The 18,138-nt window shown below is 41.7% G+C and carries 17 protein-coding genes; 9 read left to right on the top strand and 8 right to left on the bottom strand.

Annotated elements, in window-relative coordinates; translation table 11 throughout:
- Positions 1 to 267 precede the first annotated feature (267 nt).
- The 8 genes from KEM09_RS05810 (at position 268) to kdsA (ending at position 6,835) form a co-directional block, all read left to right on the top strand.
- Positions 268 to 987, top strand: coding sequence for a DUF6261 family protein (locus tag KEM09_RS05810; RefSeq protein ID WP_212226672.1), 720 nt, complete (start codon positions 268 to 270; stop codon positions 985 to 987).
- A gap of 254 nt (positions 988 to 1,241) precedes the next feature.
- Positions 1,242 to 1,886, top strand: a complete 645-nt coding sequence (locus KEM09_RS05815; RefSeq protein WP_212226674.1) for a hypothetical protein — start codon at positions 1,242 to 1,244, stop codon at positions 1,884 to 1,886.
- 212 nt (positions 1,887 to 2,098) lie between these two features.
- On the top strand, positions 2,099 to 2,440 hold the full coding sequence (locus KEM09_RS05820; protein ID WP_212226675.1) for a hypothetical protein: 342 nt from the start codon (positions 2,099 to 2,101) through the stop codon (positions 2,438 to 2,440).
- 64 nt (positions 2,441 to 2,504) lie between these two features.
- Positions 2,505 to 3,173, top strand: coding sequence for a hypothetical protein (locus KEM09_RS05825; protein ID WP_212226677.1), 669 nt, complete (start codon positions 2,505 to 2,507; stop codon positions 3,171 to 3,173).
- Between the two features lie 82 nt (positions 3,174 to 3,255).
- Positions 3,256 to 4,098 carry an MBL fold metallo-hydrolase gene (locus KEM09_RS05830; protein WP_212226679.1) on the top strand — a complete coding sequence of 281 codons (843 nt, stop codon included), beginning with the start codon at positions 3,256 to 3,258 and terminating at the stop codon, positions 4,096 to 4,098.
- Between the two features lie 10 nt (positions 4,099 to 4,108).
- Positions 4,109 to 4,507 carry a hypothetical protein gene (locus KEM09_RS05835; protein ID WP_212226681.1) on the top strand — a complete coding sequence of 133 codons (399 nt, stop codon included), beginning with the start codon at positions 4,109 to 4,111 and terminating at the stop codon, positions 4,505 to 4,507.
- Between the two features lie 11 nt (positions 4,508 to 4,518).
- Positions 4,519 to 5,799: a replication-associated recombination protein A gene (locus tag KEM09_RS05840; RefSeq protein WP_212226684.1), complete on the top strand. Its 1,281-nt coding sequence runs from the start codon at positions 4,519 to 4,521 to the stop codon at positions 5,797 to 5,799.
- A gap of 214 nt (positions 5,800 to 6,013) precedes the next feature.
- Entirely contained in the window at positions 6,014 to 6,835 is an 822-nt protein-coding gene (kdsA, locus tag KEM09_RS05845) for a 3-deoxy-8-phosphooctulonate synthase (protein ID WP_212188429.1), read from the top strand.
- Positions 6,836 to 6,887: 52 nt separating this feature from the next.
- On the opposite strand, the gene KEM09_RS05850 is transcribed toward kdsA, so the two are convergent.
- Positions 6,888 to 9,107, bottom strand: coding sequence for a PAS domain-containing sensor histidine kinase (locus tag KEM09_RS05850; protein ID WP_212226686.1), 2,220 nt, complete (start codon positions 9,105 to 9,107; stop codon positions 6,888 to 6,890).
- Positions 9,108 to 9,304: 197 nt separating this feature from the next.
- Between KEM09_RS05850 and KEM09_RS05855 the strand changes: the two genes are divergently transcribed.
- Positions 9,305 to 10,966, top strand: coding sequence for a dipeptidase (locus tag KEM09_RS05855; RefSeq protein WP_244824866.1), 1,662 nt, complete (start codon positions 9,305 to 9,307; stop codon positions 10,964 to 10,966).
- A gap of 72 nt (positions 10,967 to 11,038) precedes the next feature.
- Here KEM09_RS05855 and KEM09_RS05860 read toward each other — a convergent pair whose 3' ends face one another.
- The 7 genes from KEM09_RS05860 to KEM09_RS05890 all read right to left on the bottom strand — a co-directional run bounded on the left by KEM09_RS05860 (position 11,039) and on the right by KEM09_RS05890 (position 18,128).
- Positions 11,039 to 12,739: a formate--tetrahydrofolate ligase gene (locus tag KEM09_RS05860; protein ID WP_212226688.1), complete on the bottom strand. Its 1,701-nt coding sequence runs from the start codon at positions 12,737 to 12,739 to the stop codon at positions 11,039 to 11,041.
- A gap of 136 nt (positions 12,740 to 12,875) precedes the next feature.
- The gene (locus tag KEM09_RS05865; protein WP_212226690.1) at positions 12,876 to 13,601 is read right to left on the bottom strand and encodes a LytR/AlgR family response regulator transcription factor; all 726 of its coding nucleotides are present in this window, start codon (positions 13,599 to 13,601) and stop codon (positions 12,876 to 12,878) included.
- Positions 13,598 to 14,719: a sensor histidine kinase gene (locus tag KEM09_RS05870; protein WP_212226692.1), complete on the bottom strand. Its 1,122-nt coding sequence runs from the start codon at positions 14,717 to 14,719 to the stop codon at positions 13,598 to 13,600. The genes KEM09_RS05865 and KEM09_RS05870 overlap by 4 nt, the downstream gene beginning before the upstream one ends.
- A gap of 226 nt (positions 14,720 to 14,945) precedes the next feature.
- The gene (gene thpR, locus KEM09_RS05875; protein ID WP_212226694.1) at positions 14,946 to 15,497 is read right to left on the bottom strand and encodes an RNA 2',3'-cyclic phosphodiesterase; all 552 of its coding nucleotides are present in this window, start codon (positions 15,495 to 15,497) and stop codon (positions 14,946 to 14,948) included.
- A gap of 8 nt (positions 15,498 to 15,505) precedes the next feature.
- Positions 15,506 to 16,162: a rhomboid family intramembrane serine protease gene (locus KEM09_RS05880; protein ID WP_212226696.1), complete on the bottom strand. Its 657-nt coding sequence runs from the start codon at positions 16,160 to 16,162 to the stop codon at positions 15,506 to 15,508.
- 5 nt (positions 16,163 to 16,167) lie between these two features.
- Positions 16,168 to 17,196, bottom strand: a complete 1,029-nt coding sequence (locus KEM09_RS05885) for a threonine aldolase family protein (RefSeq protein WP_244824867.1) — start codon at positions 17,194 to 17,196, stop codon at positions 16,168 to 16,170.
- Positions 17,193 to 18,128 (bottom strand): hypothetical protein, encoded by a 936-nt coding sequence (locus KEM09_RS05890; protein WP_212226698.1) that lies wholly within the window; start codon positions 18,126 to 18,128, stop codon positions 17,193 to 17,195. The genes KEM09_RS05885 and KEM09_RS05890 overlap by 4 nt, the downstream gene beginning before the upstream one ends.
- Positions 18,129 to 18,138 lie beyond the last annotated feature (10 nt).

The raw sequence follows: 18,138 nt of genomic DNA on the forward strand, positions 1-18,138 counted from the left end.
CAGCGTGTATTTGCTTGTTTTAGTGCTTGGACAAGCCGATACACCGTGTATCGGGCCCAACAAGTTCCAAAAAGTCAAAATACACCGTGTATTTGCTCCAACAAGTCCAAAAATGCAAAATACATCGTGTATCGGCATCGCCAGGCTTCAAAATGCAAAAATACATGGTGTATCGACGCTTTTTCATTTTCTGCTCGATACACGGTGTATCAACCATCTGAAACTAATCTCACTAAATACATTTTACAAACCTCTAAATAGGACAATATGGAGAAAATTCAAAAAATTCGATTAAACACCCGCATCAGCGAAGTCAATGGTTTGGTGCAGCAGCTTATTGATGAGTACAAAAAGCGTGATTATTCGGCTGACAGCTACCTCACCATGGTATATAAGCAGCTGAGTGAACAGAACGCACAACTGGGCATTGCCATTAAGCGCGATTCCATTGAATCGGAATTGGCCGAACTGGACGATGTAACCGACAGTGTATTTACCTTGCTGCATGGTTTGGTCAAAGGCTATACCTACCACCCCGATGAAGCCATATCCGGCCCTGCCATACAACTGTTTAAAATGATAGATAAGTATGGCCTGGAAGTAAAAAGCAAAGGCTACCGCGAAGAGTATCCGCTGCTGAGCTCAATGATTACCGATAGTAAAACCGAGCCCTATGCGGCCTGCATCACGGCCCTGACCGGGTGCGACGTGCGCTTCAGCCAGCTCGAAACGGCGGTGGTTAATTTTAACGCCAAACAGCATGCCTACTATGGTGCCAGGGACGACCAACAGGAGCTGGAAACAGCATCGGTGATTAAAAAACGCCTCATCAACTTACTTCACGATGATGTGGCCCCTTACCTATATACTATGCAAAAGGTAAATGCACCCCTATATGGCCGGCTGGCACAATTTACTGCCAATCGCATTGCCGAGAGTAATGCCGTGGTGCGCAACCGCAGCACTAAAGTGGTAGCAGACCAATAAACAGTTAACCGAGATTAGTTGCAGCCCTGCAGACATGTGGGGCTGTTTTGTATCAACCGCCCTATTAATACGCCATACCGACTCCTCTTATATGGCACTATACTTTTCTATATAGAAAATATTATACATCTTTAGGATGGTGATGGATATAAGAAAAGTAACAGCACCTGGTGAGGTTGTTTGGGAGTTAGCAGCAATTATTCAGTGATAAAAATCTGTTACAATTAATACTCAAAACTTTTATTAGTCGAAGAATGAAAATAGACAATGACAATATACGTAAACTAGCTGATGACATTGTTCTCTCAATCACAGAGAGTTTTTATGCGAATGGTGTTTTTAATGACGATGATATTAAGGATAGTGAATCACATTTCAAGGCACTTAAGCGAATACTTGATGAAGGCGGTATAGATAATCTGAGCATGACTGTTGACCATACAGATAGTTTAACTTCAAAAGCTCGACACTATAAAAAAAATAACGAATTAGACTACGCCAGAATATTCTATGCGACTTACTTTGAACATCAAGTTAATGATTTAATTGACTTATATTGTAGAAGAAATAAAATTGACAATAAAAACAGATTGTCTATAATTCAGTCGGTTAATATTTGGGGTAAATTCACTTGGTTACTCGAACTTATGAACTACCCAAAGTTCAATAAGAATCACCTAAATACTATTAAGAATCTTGCTGATTCAAGAAATGCTTTTGTCCATTATAAATGGAAAGAAGACCCAGATTTTCATAGTGATATTAATCTGGAAGCCGAACAGAAAAAAATAGAGGACGAATTTAAAAGGATTGAAAATGCAGTAAAGTACTTTAGAAATTATTGCAGCAAGATTAAGTTTAATGGAAAGAAGAACCATTTAAAAAAACTTATAAAATAAAAGCTGCTAACACGCTAGTATAAAGCATATGGCATTCGAGATTTTTTTGAAGTATAGTTCGGTATTCGACTACCGCCAAATCTCTGATTTGGCTTAAAATGAAAAGTTAAAAACAAATAAAAGTTTTGGCTCAGAGGAGTATTTTGGAGTTCTATATCTGCTTCGGTAGTTGGACTAATAATCTTTTTAGCGAAAATCATAAAGCTATTCAAATGAAAAGAAAAGAAATTGCAATTACAACTGTACTAATCTTAATTGGATTGGTTTTCACATTTCTAGCTTTTGCAAAAAACTTCTCTAACATTGATATTTTTCGAACAAAAAACATTGCATATCACAATGAAAAGCTTCTTAAAATCAATAATTCAGAAGACATTGATTTTGTAAAGAATGAAGTAATTAAGTTTATTGAAAATTCAAATTATAGAAATTCACAGACTACAGAAAGAGCTGTAAAAGTTTCTAGGAATTTAGTCGTTGTACTTTTAGGGAATTTGATTGTATTAATCTTATTGCTATTTAGACTGATAAAAAAACACCCCACAACACGCTAGCCTCAAGCATTTGGCATTCGTGAGTATTTGGAAGTTATATGGTGTATAAACCAATAAAATTTACATGAAAAGGATTCTGAATCACATTAATAGACCTGGAATGGTGCTAGTATTATTTCTGTTGTCCTTCACTTTGTCAGTTTGCTCTAAAGTTTTTAGGATATTTTTTAAAACCTATTTACCATTGGGACTGGGAGACTATAACACTTCGATTTATACAATGATTCTGGTAATACTTACAAGTGTTTTTATAATCTGGTTCATTACTTTATTAAACATTAGATATACATTAAAAGGACTACTGATTCCTGCTTTTGTGATTCTGAACTTACTTGTTAGTGCTAAAATTGGAGATCTCTTGACTACTCCAGCTGTTAAAGCATTTTGCAATCTGAATAAGGACAATATTATAGAAATGATAACAATATTGGAAAAAAATAATATTCAATCTATTAAGAGGATTCCTATAAATGGTGATTTTCATATCATACCTTTTCAAAACAGAAATGACTCCCAGAAAGAACTGATTAATATATCGAGACAACTTGGTTTTATTAGTGTAACAAGACAAGAATATATTTTGCTTATATATGAATTATCAATGTGGGGTGGCTATGGTTTAATACTTGCAGATGGTGAAAAGGTTAATTCTTTCCATCAATTAGAATTTGGTGGTCAAATTGCAAAATGGGAAGAAATCAATACTAATGTATACTACTATGAATTTGATTAATAAACCTTTCATCGCAACAGCATGAATCCAATTCCCCCACTGCCGCGCGAATCCAATCACCTAACAAACAACACCCAAACCCATGAAACAACTACTTACCTTCATCATCATTGCCATTATCACCATTAGCTGCAGCACAAATCAGGATGATTGGTACCAAATCCAGCAGCTCAATAAGCGCACTTATAGTATTTCCGAGCCCAACAGTTCGCAGCGTAACTCCAGCTTTTTAATCATTGGTGAGAAAGAAGCCATATTGCTGGATGCCGGCACAGGCGAAAACAAAATGCAGAGTATGGCACAGGTGGCCAATTCGCTCAGTCCGGTGCCGGTTACCTTGCTACTGTCCCACTTTCATTTCGACCACATTGGCGGCGCTTCTGATTTTCGTAAAGTTGGCCTTGCGGCACTTCCATTTCTTGCCAATCGCCTGTCTGCCGATAGCATTCTGGTACTTACTAAAACTGAAGTATTAAGTGATGATACCATCAGCCTAAAAATCGACAGACTATACCCTGTTGGCGAAGCCATTGATTTAGGCAACCGTAACATACAAGTACTCCACACACCCGGCCATTCAAAGGCCTCCATTGCGCTTATCGACCATGAGCAGCGATACATCTTTACCGGCGATCTCATCTACAACGACCTGTTGCTGGTTAACAACTGTGAGGCCTACCTGCAAAGCATCAATACCATACAAGAGCATAGCAATGCCGGCTATCGTATATTTGGCTCACATGGCACTCCCGAGGTCGACTATGCACACCTGGTAAAAGTAAAAGAGGCTTTAACAGCCTACCTGGCAGACGATGGTTCCTTTGACTCTATCAGGAACATCAGTTTCTTTGGCACTCCTAAAGAGGTATATCAAAAAGGAGATGTAGCCTTTATCGTGGGTTATAGCGATGTGTTTAAGCATTAAAACTACATAAGTGTTATTGAACCATTTTCTAAAACCACCAATTGTTTTCCTTAAAAATCAGAAACTGACAACTCGAGAATTGCTCACAGCAATCGCATTAAAAAAACTGTTTTTTTCAACTCAAGCCGTTGAGGCTTCACCTTTTTGCCTCCAGCTCAAAAAGGTGAGAAAAAAGCCGCCGACTAAAGTACTTGTTTACCCATTAAGGCAACGCTTCTGGAAAAATTTAAAGATTTACAGCTTGGGAGCAAATTTTTCTTACCTCCGCTTTTGCCAATGGGTCCCAAACGGCGTTACTTATGTCGGTAAAGCGTATAAAAAAAACATCACTATTCTAAAGGTGATTACCCTAGAGTATTTCATTCTGCTGCTGCAGGCAACAATGAAATTTGTATTTTTGGGTTCTTAAAACAAAGATGCATGAGTGGATATCCTCCCCTGGCCGAGCGGATGCGGCCAACAAACCTGGAACAATACATTGGTCAGAAGCACCTGGTTGGCAAAGGCGCTGTGCTGCGTAAGATGCTTGATCGCAAAGTGATTTCGTCCATCATTTTATGGGGGCCTCCGGGAGTTGGTAAAACCACCCTGGCCAAAATCATCTCCAAGCAACTTGAGCGACCATTCTTTGTGCTGTCGGCCATCAACTCTGGGGTGAAGGATGTGCGCGAAGCCATAGAAAAGGCCCGTAAGGCCCGGTTCTTCAGTTCGCCCTCTCCCATCCTGTTTATCGATGAGATACACCGCTTCAGCAAGTCGCAGCAGGATAGCCTGCTGGGTGCCGTAGAAGAAGGTGTGGTAACGCTGATTGGTGCCACCACCGAAAACCCGTCATTTGAGGTTATTTCGCCACTCTTGTCGCGCTGCCAGGTGTATGTACTCAAAGCCCTTGAAAAAGAGGATTTGCTCGAACTGGTTGACAAGGTGCTCAGCGAGGACATTCTTTTAAAGGAGAAGAACATCACGGTTAAAGAAGACACCGCCTTACTGCGTTACTCAGGTGGCGATGCACGTAAGCTGCTCAATATCCTCGAACTGGTGACCAATGCCGAAATAAGCAGCGAAACGATTGAGATTACCGATGAACTGGTCACCACACATCTACAACAAAACCCGGCCCAGTACGATAAAAATGGCGAGATGCATTACGACATTGTATCGGCCTTTATTAAATCTATTCGTGGCAGCGACCCAAATGCAGCCGTATATTGGTTGGCACGCATGGTAGAAGGTGGCGAAGATCCTAAATTCATTGCCCGCCGCCTGATTATTTCGGCCTCCGAAGATATTGGACTGGCCAATCCCAATGCGCTACTGCTGGCTACCAACTGTTTCGAAGCCATTAAGATGGTGGGCTGGCCCGAGGCCCGTATTATTCTGTCGCAAGTTACCATTTACCTGGCCACCAGCCCCAAAAGTAACTCGGCCTATCAGGCCATAAAAGATGCCCAGTCAATAGTCAAACAAACCGGTAACCTGCCGGTGCCGCTGCATCTGCGCAATGCGCCCACCAAGCTCATGAAAGAGCTTAACTATGGTAAGGAGTATTTATATGCTCACTCCTATCCTAATAATTTTGTGGAGCAGGATTACCTGCCCGATGAGCTTCAGAAACAGCAGATCTATCATCCGCAAAACAACCCGCAGGAAGCCAAAGTGAATGAACGTATGCAGTTTTTGTGGAAGGACCGGTATAAGTAAGAATACAGTCCGAAGTTCGAAAGTCCGCTGCATAAAACGGATTGCAGCTTTATGAGCACCTTGTAAGTAAAGATGCGAGCCGCAGAAACTCATTACTCACGACTGACCACTCACTACTGACTAATTTAATTTAAAATGTCAGTGGCTTTGCCTATTTTTGTAATCGAAATTAAAACAACCTCCGGACTATAGTGCTTCGGACTATTTAACGACCATGGATATAAATAAGATACCAAAGATTAAACATACCGATAGTGGCAACTTTTTCCTGCTGGCCGGCCCTTGTGCCATCGAAGGCGAAGAGATGGCCTTGCGCATAGCTGAGCGCATTGTTGAAATCACTAACAAGCTGCAGATACCTTACATTTTTAAGGGCTCGTACCGTAAAGCCAATCGTTCACGCATCGATTCATTCAGTGGTATTGGCGATGAAAAAGCGTTGAAGATTCTGCGCAAGGTGAGCGAGACATTTGATGTGCCGACGGTTACAGATATTCATGCGGCCGAAGAAGCGGCCATGGCTGCCGAATATGTAGATGTATTGCAGATACCAGCCTTCTTATGTCGCCAAACTGACCTGTTGGTGGCCGCTGCTAACACAGGTAAGGTGGTTAACATTAAGAAAGGACAGTTTCTGAGCCCCGAATCGATGGTATTTGCTGTAAATAAAGTGAGAGACAGTCATAACAATCAGGTGATACTAACCGACCGTGGTACCATGTTTGGCTACCAGGATATGATTGTTGATTACCGTGGTATCCCTGCCATGAAGCAATTCGATGTGCCTGTTGTACTTGATATCACCCACTCACTGCAGCAACCTAATCAATCAAGCGGTGTGACAGGTGGTAAGCCCGAGCTGATTGAAACAGTGGCACGCGCTGGTATTGCTGTTGGTGCGGATGGGCTATTTATAGAAACACATTTCGATCCGGGTAATGCCAAATCAGATGGTGCCAATATGCTGCACCTCGATTTGCTGGAAGGCCTGATGACCCGACTGGTAGAAATCAGAAAAGTGGTCAATACATTTTAAGTCAGGAGAAAAAATATTTGAAAAGCGTCGAACCGAAGGTTACGGCGCTTTTTTATTGATCAGTTAATGGCAGGTAGACTTTTATTTCGGTGCCTACGCCCACTTCACTTTCCACCTCTATTCGCCCATCATTTTTTTCTACCATATCCAGCGACAGGTGCAATCCCAAACCTGTTCCTTTTTCCTCTGACGTGCCGGAGGTAGTCATGTAACTACTGATGTTAAACAATGTTTTTACTTTCTCAGGACGAATGCCAATACCGGTATCTTTAACCGACAATATTACAAACTCACCGTCGATAGCTGCCCGGCATCTCACCACTCCATTGGAATTGGTAAACTTAATGGCGTTATGAATCAGGTTACGCACCACAAACTTCATCATATCCAGGTCGGCATACGCCACTTCCTGCTGCCGTATATCGTTGATGAGTGCAATCTGCTTGTTTTCGGCCTGTAAAGTGTAATGTTCGAACGCCATATCAACCAGATTTCTTAAGCGAAAAAACTGGGGATTAACCGTCATTTGGCCCAATTGACTTTTGGCCCATATCAACAAATCATCTAATAGCTTATAGACATTTTCGCTACTCAAGGCTATCTGCTCGATATAGGACTTAATCTCTTCCCTGCTGTAATGATCCAGGTTGTTTTTAAGAAGCCCAGAAAAGCCAAGTATACTGTTAAAAGGATTCTTGATATCATGAGCAATGATGGAAAACAGTTTGTCTTTGGTAGCATTCAGCTCCTTCAGCTTCTCTTCGCGCTCCTTCAGTTGCAGCTCGGTCTCTTTCTTCTTGGTACTATCAGTAATAATACCAATAATCTCCACTATCTCACCGTTTACATCTTTTATAGGCGATACATGCAGGTCGCCCCAAAACGTTGTTTTATCACGCCTTATAATCTCCAGCTCAAGGTTATAATCGTTAACTTCACCTGACAACAGGCGCTGAAAGTTTTGCTCAGCTATAGCCGCCCATCGTGGATGAGCAAACTCCAGATGTTCACATGCGTAAATTTCCTCTTTACTATCGTATCCCATCATCTTCTGAAAGCGCTCGTTGACCAGTACAAAGCGTCCATCAGGTGACACCACACCTATGCCTGCCACTGTGCTGTTTACCACCGCATCCAGCTTATTTCGATGCTGAATCAGCTCCAGTTCTGTTTTCTTCAACGGGGTTAAATCCATGCCCACCGATTGGTATTCAAATATTTTACCATTCGAATCAACCAGGGCCCGGTCAAGCCAGCGCATCCATTTGGTTTTACCACCTTCCAGCACCAGCTGATGTTCAACAACGCTTATGGGATTTTCTGCTGTTAATGATTTAATCGTACGCTTAGCACGACTTTTCTCTTCGTCCGGATACCAGTCATAAATATTACGCCCAATCAAATCTTCGCGCTGCACCTCAAAGGTTTTACAATATTCTTCATTGGCATAGATGAGTACGCCGTCTTTATCAAAACGACTGATAAGGGCCGGTGCATCTTCCACCAATGAAAAGTAACGCTCTTCACTTGCCTCCAATGCCTGTATAGTTTGTCTGTAGGGCGATACATCATAAAAGAACAAACACACGTTATCCTTTCCAAAAGGAAAGCTCCGATAGCGGACATGCTTCCCAATATCCTGAAGGTGCGATTCAAAAGATGACTTGCGGGATAATACCTGTGCCAGTCGCTCCTGATCCATCTGGTAATCGGGTAAAATATCGCTCACTTTCAGCCCTACCAAACCAAGTCTGCCCACAACAATGCCGGCTGACGGATTAGCTCTTGTAACTCTGAAGTCAACAACCTTGTCGTGCTCGTAAATTGGCTGAAGAATAGCTATGCCTACAGGTGAATTATCAAATAATTCATCCAGAAAACTGTTATCACGGTCGAGCTGTAGCTGCAGCTCACGTTGGCGGGTTATATCCTCTTTGACAGCAATAAAACCACTTAAACGGCCGTTATCAGCTTTCACCGGACTTATAACAGCTTTCTCCCATATAAAATCACCACCCTTGGTAATATTCTTGAAGAGCCCACGCCAGGTTTCACCATTTTTTATGGTAGCCCAAAGGTTATGATAGTATAAGGCATCGTGATAATCACTTTTAAAAAGGCGCGGAGTTTTCCCAATCACTTCCTCTCTCGAGTAGCCGTACTTTTCTACGAAACTATTGTTCACATATCGGATCATCCCTCGATTATCCGTTAACACAACAATACTTTCCGAATAGTCTAATGCCGTAATGAGTTCATCCCTTATTTGCATTTTCCCCAGATCTCACCCATGCAAATAAGTAAAAATGATAGTAAAACGCAAACTATTAAGGCAATATGTTAATAATTGGTCTGTGTGCCAAACAGTATTTAAGCTGTGTTTTTAAACCTGTCAAATCTCACATTCTAATATCCGGGATTTTATATATTTGTGTCAGAACAAACATTTTCACTTAATATTTTATTGATATGATGAAAAGATTTATTGCATTAGTGGGTGTTGCAGCCATGCTGTTTCATATAACACCTGCGAATGCCTGTACCAATGTATTGGTGACCAAAAATGCGTCGGTGGACGGTTCCACTATGATTTCTTACGCAGCCGACTCTCATGATCTATATGGTGAGTTGTATTTTTGGCCGGCTGCCACCTACGAACCTGGCACTATGCTTAAGGTTTATGAATGGGATACCGGTAAATACCTTGGTGAAATTCCTCAGGCCAGTCAAACATACACAGTGATTGGTAACATGAATGAGCACCAGCTTACCATTGCCGAAACAACCTTTGGTGGTCGCTCAGAATTACGTGACAACAATGGTTTGATAGACTACGGCAGCCTTATTTATATCACACTTCAACGTGCCAAAACAGCGCGTGAAGCCATCCAGGTGATGACTGAACTGGTAGCCGAGCATGGCTATTACAGCTCAGGCGAATCATTTTCTATTGCTGATAAAGATGAAGTATGGGTAATGGAAATGATTGGTAAAGGTGAAAACAACAAGGGTGCTGTTTGGGTAGCTGTGCGCATCCCTGATGGTTATGTATCGGCCCACGCCAACCAGGCACGTATCACTACTTTCCCATTGAAAGACAAAGAGAACTGCCTGTATTCAGAAGATGTTATCTCATTCGCCCGTGAAAAAGGCTATTTTGATGGTAAAAACAAAGACTTCAGCTTTGCTGATGCCTATGCGCCACTTGACTTTGGTGCAGTTCGCTTCTGCGACGCCCGTGTTTGGAGTGCCTTCAACATTATGAACCCTGCTGATATGGGTAAATATGAGGAATATGCCTTAGGTAACTCAACTGAAAGAATGCCATTATACATTAAGCCTGATCGTAAGATTTCACACCGCGATGTAATGAACATTATGCGCGACCATTACGAAGGAACAGCTCTTGACATGACTAAAGATGCCGGTGCGGGCCCTTATGCGAAGCCATACCGCTTCCGTCCGTTAACATGGGAAGTTGAGGGTGAAAAGTATTTCAATGAGCGCGCCATTGCCACTCAACAGACAGGTTTCTCTTTTGTAGCACAAATGCGTAACTGGTTACCAGATCATATTGGCGGTATCCTTTGGTTTGGTGTGGATGATGCTGCATCAACTGTTTACATGCCTATGTATGCCGGTATGACAGCCGTGCCTAACTGTCTGGCAAAAGGTACCGGTGACCTGCTAAACTTCACTTGGGATGCTTCTTTCTGGGTGTTTACATTTGTGAGCAACCAGGCCTATGGCCGATACAGCCACATGATTGAGGACATCAAAAAGGTACAAACGGAGCTGGAAGATAACCTTACGTCTTTCACAGCTGCTATAGACCAGTCGGCTAAAGCCTTGTATGATCAGAATCCTGAACTGGCTCGTCAGTTCTTGACTGATTTCTCCATCAACCAAGCTGAATTGGTAACCGAAAGATGGCGCAAACTGGGTGAATTCCTGTTAGTGAAATACAATGATGGCAACCTGCACGAAGAAGAAAACGGCGTTTTTAAGCGCAATGAGCACGGTAACCCAGCTCACGCTAAATTCCCTGGCTACTCGCAAGACTATTACAAAACAATAGTTAAAGATGCCGGCGACCACCTGAAGCTGCGTGAACTGCCTGCTGAGAATTAATCCAACAATTACGGATATACAAAAAAACCTCGCTGATAGCGAGGTTTTTTTATTGGTGTAAATTGATTGCATTTATGATAATCCGGTAATCACACCGTTCTCATCAATATCCATGCCCTCTGAGGCCGGCACGGCTGGCAAGCCTGGCATACGCATCATCTTACCAAGGATTGGAATAATGAAACCGGCTCCGGCTGCTATCTCAAACTCACGAACTGTCACGGTAAATCCCTTAGGACGTCCAATCAGTTTCTCATTATCTGAAAACGACTTTTGTGTCTTTGCCATACAAATTGGTAGCTTGTCCAGTTCAAGACTCTCAATCTTTTTAATGTCTGCCAACGCCTGTTTAGAGAAGTCTACCCCATCTGCCCCGTATATTTCGCGCGCAATGGTCTCTATCTTTTCTTTAACTCCCTGGTTGTGATCATACAGCTGCTTAAAGTTGTTGTTATTACTTTCAACTTCCTCAACAACAGCCTGTGCCAAAGACATAGCACCATCACCTCCCATTGCCCAGGCTTTGGTTGGCACTGCCTTAACGCCTAATTCAGCACATAGAGACTGAAGCAACACCACTTCTTCCTCTGTATCCGAAATGAAATTGTTAATCGAAACTACCGGATTAAGGCCAAACTTCTGCGCATTTTCGATGTGCTTGGCCAAATTCTCAAATCCTTTTCTTAAGCGATCACAGCTAGGCGTGTTCAATTCATTGGCAGGGGCACCACCATGGTGACGTAGAGCACGGATAGTAGCGACAATAACCATCGCCTTCGGCTTCAAGCCACCAGCAACACATTTTATATTCAGGAATTTTTCGGCTCCTAAATCAGCACCAAATCCGGCTTCTGTAACCACATAGTCCGACAACGACAATCCCATTTTAGTGGCAATAATCGTATTAGTTCCTTGAGCAATGTTAGCAAAAGGTCCACCATGAATAATAGCAGGATTACCTTCCAATGTCTGCACCAGGTTAGGCTTAATGGCATCTTTTAACAGCAATGCCATGGCTCCCTCCGCATTTAGTTCACGCGCATAAACCGGCTTTTTATCAAAGGTGAAACCGATGAAAATATTACCCAGACGGCGCTTCAAATCAGCGATATCATTAGACATACAAAGGATGGCCATAATTTCGGAGGCTGCTGTAATATTAAAACCATCCTGACGTGGTATACCATTAGGCGTCCCCCCCAAACCAATGACAATATCTCGTAAGGTCCTGTCATTCATATCAATGACTCGCTTCCAGATAACGGTACGCGGATCAATATTCAAACTTCGTGTTTTGCTTTGGATGTTATTATCAATGAGGGCTGCCAATAGGTTGTTAGCCTTCTCAATGGCACTGAAATCGCCTGTAAAATGCAGGTTGATATCCTCCATAGGTACTACCTGTGCATGACCGCCACCAGCTGCTCCACCTTTAATGCCAAATACAGGACCTAGAGAAGGCTCGCGCAATACAGCTGTTGCCTGCTTCCCAATTTTGTTCAAACCTTCAGTCAAACCAATAGAAATGGTGGTTTTACCTTCGCCCGCCAGTGTAGGTGTTAATGCTGTTACCAATACCAGGTTGTTGGCGTTTACTTTGCTGTCATCAATCAGATGCAGTGGCAGTTTAGCCTTATATTTTCCATAAAGCTCCAATTCATCTTCTGAAATATTCAGCTTTGCCGCAATCTTTGATATGTGCTGCATTTGGGCAGCCTGTGCAATTTCTAAATCACTTTTAACCTCACGGGTGTTGTTAATCGGGTTGCTCATTTATTCTGTTGTTTTTATCTGTAATTGCTGAACCGGCAACATCATGCTGGTCATTAAAAAATGAAGTCGCAAAAATAGAAAAATTGTGAAATAAATAAGCCTTAAAAAGTCAATGCTTAATACTGATTTTATTCACTCAACTATTGACTAATCGCTTGTTGACTACTTCTTTAAATGATTTACCAATAGGAATGTATTTTTGCACATTATCCAGCTTTAACTGATTTCCATAAAAAGCCACAATGCGCTCAATATTGACAATGTATGACTTGTGAACACGCATAAACCCATGCTTCTCCAGTTGTTGCTCAAGGTTACGCAACGACTCAAGGGACACAATCTTTTCGTTAGTGCAGAAAAATGTCACATACTCTCTCAGGCCTTCGATGTATAGAATATCCTTGAATTTGACCCGATAAATCTTGTGATCGGCCTTAACCATCATAAAGTTCTTTGTTTCCTCCTTAGGCGACAGAGACTGAAAATCATTAACCACATGTTTATATGAGAGGCGATCGCCCACCTTATTAATGGTATGCATAAAACGCTCGAAAGAGAAAGGTTTCACAAGGTAGTCCAGCACATCCAGCTTATAGCCTTCCACGGCATATTCCTCATAGGCCGTAGTAAATACCACCAGTGGTTTTTTAGTGAGTGTCTTCAGAAAATCAATCCCCGTTATATCAGGCATCTGTATATCCAGAAACATCAGGTCGATATCATCGTTTTGCAGAACACCCATAGCTTCCAAAGGTGATTTAAAGCTACCTGCCAACTCCAGATGGGCAAATTTTGCAATAAAGCTTTGCAGTAGTTCACGTGCCGGAAACTCATCGTCTATAATAATACATCTTACCTTCATGTTGTTGTTATTTTGAGTTTAAGGTTATAGCGCTTTTCATCCACTTTTATCTCAACCAAATGCTTGTCAGGATACAAGTATTTGAGTCGACGCCTCACATTTTCAACACCTATTCCACTGTTTTTATCGGCTGCAATCTTCTTTTTAGGAACACTATTAGACACTTCAAAACAAATGGTATCATCATCGGTTGTCAGCGTCATAGAGATCCAGCCATTAACTGTATCCTCAATTTTACTGTGCTTAAAACTATTCTCAACAAAAGGAATCAGCAACATCGGCTCTATCATCTTCATACGGTCGGCCCGGTCGATATCCACATGGATATTAGGCATCCCCTCAATTTTAACTCGCTGAAATTCGATGAAGTTTTTAATATAATCTACTTCTTTACCCAGCTTTACCTTTACATCTTCCGACTCGTATAAAACATACCGGAGCATGGCCGACAATTTCAGCACCAACTCAGGCGTTTTTACCGAATGTAGCATCGAGAGGCTATAAATATTGTTGAGTGCATTAAACAGAAAATGTGGATTCATTTGCGATTTCAGAAACTTCATTTCATTGACCAGGTTTTGGTTAATCAAACTCAGTTCATGCTGTTTGCGCCTGCGTGTGTCGCTGTATATCCAAAAAAGTGTACTAATAAACAGAATAGCTATAAATGAAGGGACACCCATCATATTAAATCCAAATAATCGCCTCTCTTTGAATCGAGGACGCTCTTTTTTTAGAATTAACTCTTTATTGGCACTTAAAAACCTGTCCTGATCGATTAATTGCTCCCATTGCTCATCTTCACGCAGCTGCTGCATCGATTTGATTCCCATATGTGAACCGGTCAGGTGATATACCCCTGCAGTCACAAACAAGGTTAAACCAATACCAGCCAGGTACTTTATATAGGCCCCCTTTGCTATGTAGCGCGGCAATAGCCAATATGCATTGACGTAGAAAATTACAATGCTGACAACCAGCGTGCGAAAAACAAAGATTATGGCCGTATAGGTATCCATAATGATAAGTGGCAGGTATGAAAGCAGCAAGCCATAGCCCAACCACCATCCAACATGCACCAATACATCTTTCCGCTTGAAGTTGCCCCATTTTATCATAGTGCAAAAATACAGGTTTTACGTTTATCGAATCTTCTTTTCAATGAACAATCACTTTTTGTCAATCAACACACTCAATACCCATTCTTAGGAAGTCTGCGATGTATGTTGATAAAGCCATAAGGAATATTGAATTGTTTTCGAAACCAGAAACGAATCATTCATCTTTGTTTCAATCAAATTTTAAAACTATAAAATATGGAAACCAATCGTCCTCCGCCTGCCGTTAATCATCTCTCCAAATTCCATTTAAAGGATAACTGGCTTTCTCTATGTAAACTGGCCCACTCGGTGTTAGTTTGCTTTCAATCAGCATAAACTTATCCACTTGCATCATCGCATTAACCGCCTCACGTGCCATCTCCCTTTGAATTAACTCTTTGGTTTTAGAAGACAGTTTATGTGGGTGTTTCAACCTTGCCAGGGTAATATGCGGATGAAAAGAGCTTGATGAGGGATGCCGCTGACCAAGCAACCTTTCCACCTCATGATGCAGTTGATTTAGTTCGTCCGATTCATTTACTCCACACCAAACCACTTGCTGGCTATAAGATTTAAAAGTTCCCAATTGATTCAATTGCAAATAAAAACTTTGGACCTTTACTCCTTTTAGTTGATTCTCAATCCAGATATAATCTGACTCACCTACCTCGCCAATAAATTTCAGGGTCAGATGAAAATCCTTCACAAAGCGCGCTTTTACTTCATAAAATGGCTCTTGGAGAGTTTTCAAATCAGTCTGCAAACCATTACAGTCGATAGCGATAAATAGGCGCATAGATATGATTAATTGACTTTATCATTATCTTCCACTTCCCAGAATGGATAATCATAATCTTCTTCTGGCCATTCCTTAACCGGTTTTTGCGGACCTTTTTTTCGATAGATGATGGCCAAAACAGCACCCGCAACCGTGCCCCATAAATGCGATTCCCACGAATAGGGAACGTCCCATTTCACCGGGAAAATTCCCCATATCATTCCTCCGTATAAGAAAATAACCATCAGAGAAATAGCCATGAGAGGTATATAATTACGTATAAAACCGCCAACAATCAGGAAAGCGGCCAGGCCATATATAACACCACTGGCGCCAATATGCCAGGCATCTCGCCCGCCAAGCCATACCCACAGGCCTGTAAGTAAATAGATTAATACAAATACCTTAATTGCTATACCCCTGTAGAAATAAAACAAAGCTGTCCCTAAAACAAACAAAGGCACAGCATTGGCAAAAAAATGATCCCAGTCAGAATGTACCACCGGAGCCAATATTATTCCGCTTAAACCAGCTATAGAGAGCGGTTTGATACCCCACTCCACAAAACTAAAACCTTCGAGGGCCTCAAGCAACTTTAATGAGAAGGTAATGATCAGGAAGAAAACTGGGATGATAATGGCCGTTTTGATTTTCTTCAGTTCTATGTCAGACAGTTTTGTCACAATAGCTACAATAACCTTTTAATAGTTGACACAAAAGCCTTAATATCTTCTTCCCGGGTATCGAAAGAGGTCATCCATCGCACCTCTGAGCGACTTTCGTCCCAGACATAAAAGAAAAACTCATTTTGTAATGGCTCAATCAGCGCTTTAGGTACCACTGCAAATACGCCATTTGACTCGACGGGCTGTGTAATATTCACTTGACTAACTTCCTTTAACTCTCTGGCCAGAAGAGCAGCCATATTATTGGAGTGACGGGCATTCTGTAACCACAGGTCATTCTGCAACAATGCAATAAACTGCGCCGACACATAACGCATTTTCGAGTGTAACTGGGTCGATTGCTTACGAATATACTTCACATTGTTTGCCAGTTCAGCATTAGCAAAAACAATGGCCTCCCCAAACATCAGTCCGTTTTTGGTTCCACCAAAAGACAGTACATCAACGCCAGCCTTTATAGATGTTTCAGCTAATGTGCAGTCTAAAGCAGCAGCTGCATTGGCAATCCGGGCACCATCCATATGCAGGTATAATCCCATGCTGTGCACATAATCAGCTATTTCCTTTATTTCGTTAATTGAGTAAACGGTTCCCAACTCGGTAGCCTGAGTAATGGACACCACCTTAGGCTGTGAGTGATGCTCAAATCCAAAGCCATGCATGTATTGCTTAATCTGCGCTACTGTTATCTTGCCATTAGCTGTATCAATGGGCAATAGTTTACATCCTGATAGTTTCTCAGGTGCCCCACATTCATCAACATTGATATGGGCAGTACGCGCGCATACAACTGCATTATACGATTGTGCCAATGCCTGAATAGCGATAACATTGGCACCAGTTCCGTTATACACAAAAAATGTTTCAGTCTCTTGTCCAAATACCTGTTTAAATAGTTGTAAGGCATTTTCAGTTGTTTTATCACCGCCATAACCAACAGCATGTCCGTTGTTAGCCTCCGCAATAGCTTTTAATACCTCAGGATGCACACTGGCATTATTATCACTGGCAAAACCTCTTATATAACTCATTTATATTGTTTTATCTTAGTTCTACAATTTAATATTGAATGCTCATACACTTCTTTCGATATACACCTGTAACCAATATGCGCCTCATCAATGAAAAAGAAATGCCCTCCCCATTCATGCTTGACTGAGATGAAAACCTTTCGTTGTCCATTGTAAACAAAAATAGTTCGATGAATATGCCTGTTTTTCAGAGCAAATTCTTCGTTAGTCTCCCCCTCCGGATAAACAGGCTTTAAAGGCGGGGCGCCATTCATTTCGCGGCGTGCAAAGTCTTTATCAATGGTATTTGGTGTTTGCTCTTCTTCCTTAATGGGAATATCTGCAGTATTTTCTGAATTGGTATTATTAGCCCGTTTCTGCTTCTTGGTTTTTGTTGGCTTCTTTGCAGGCTTTTTAGCTTTAACAGATGCTGATGCCTCTTCTCCTTCACGTCGCATCTGATCAATTCTGAATTTCACATTTAGCGAATAATCACGGTCATCGGCAAAATCGCCAAAGCGACCGTCAGAGCGCACTTCGCTTTTGTCGTACCGAATTTTGGCAACCGGATTTTGAAAGAAAACCGTATCTACCCACTCAAAAATTCTAAAAAGACGCACCGGCATGTGATATGGTTCAATGGAGGAACTGGACACACCCTCTGGCAGATGCGTTGAGAACTCTATTACTTTTGTAACATAGCCTTCTTTCTTAAAAGAGAAGTTATACTTCTTATTCCATTCTAAAGAGGTAAAAAAATGGCCATTGGCCGATACAGGTATATCTACATTCTGATTTCCACTGCTTAATTCCACCCTCACATCGCTGTAATTATTATTAACCTCCAGCACTTCACCACTTACCGGATACTGAGCAAAAACGAAAGAATAGAGCAACAGAAAGCCGGCTAACAGAAAGCCGGCCTTATGGTATTTTGTTGTAACTCTATTCACATCTCAGGCA

Origin of the sequence: Carboxylicivirga mesophila (assembly GCF_018271975.1) — a bacterium.
In the GTDB taxonomy this organism is placed as follows: domain Bacteria; phylum Bacteroidota; class Bacteroidia; order Bacteroidales; family Marinilabiliaceae; genus Carboxylicivirga; species Carboxylicivirga mesophila.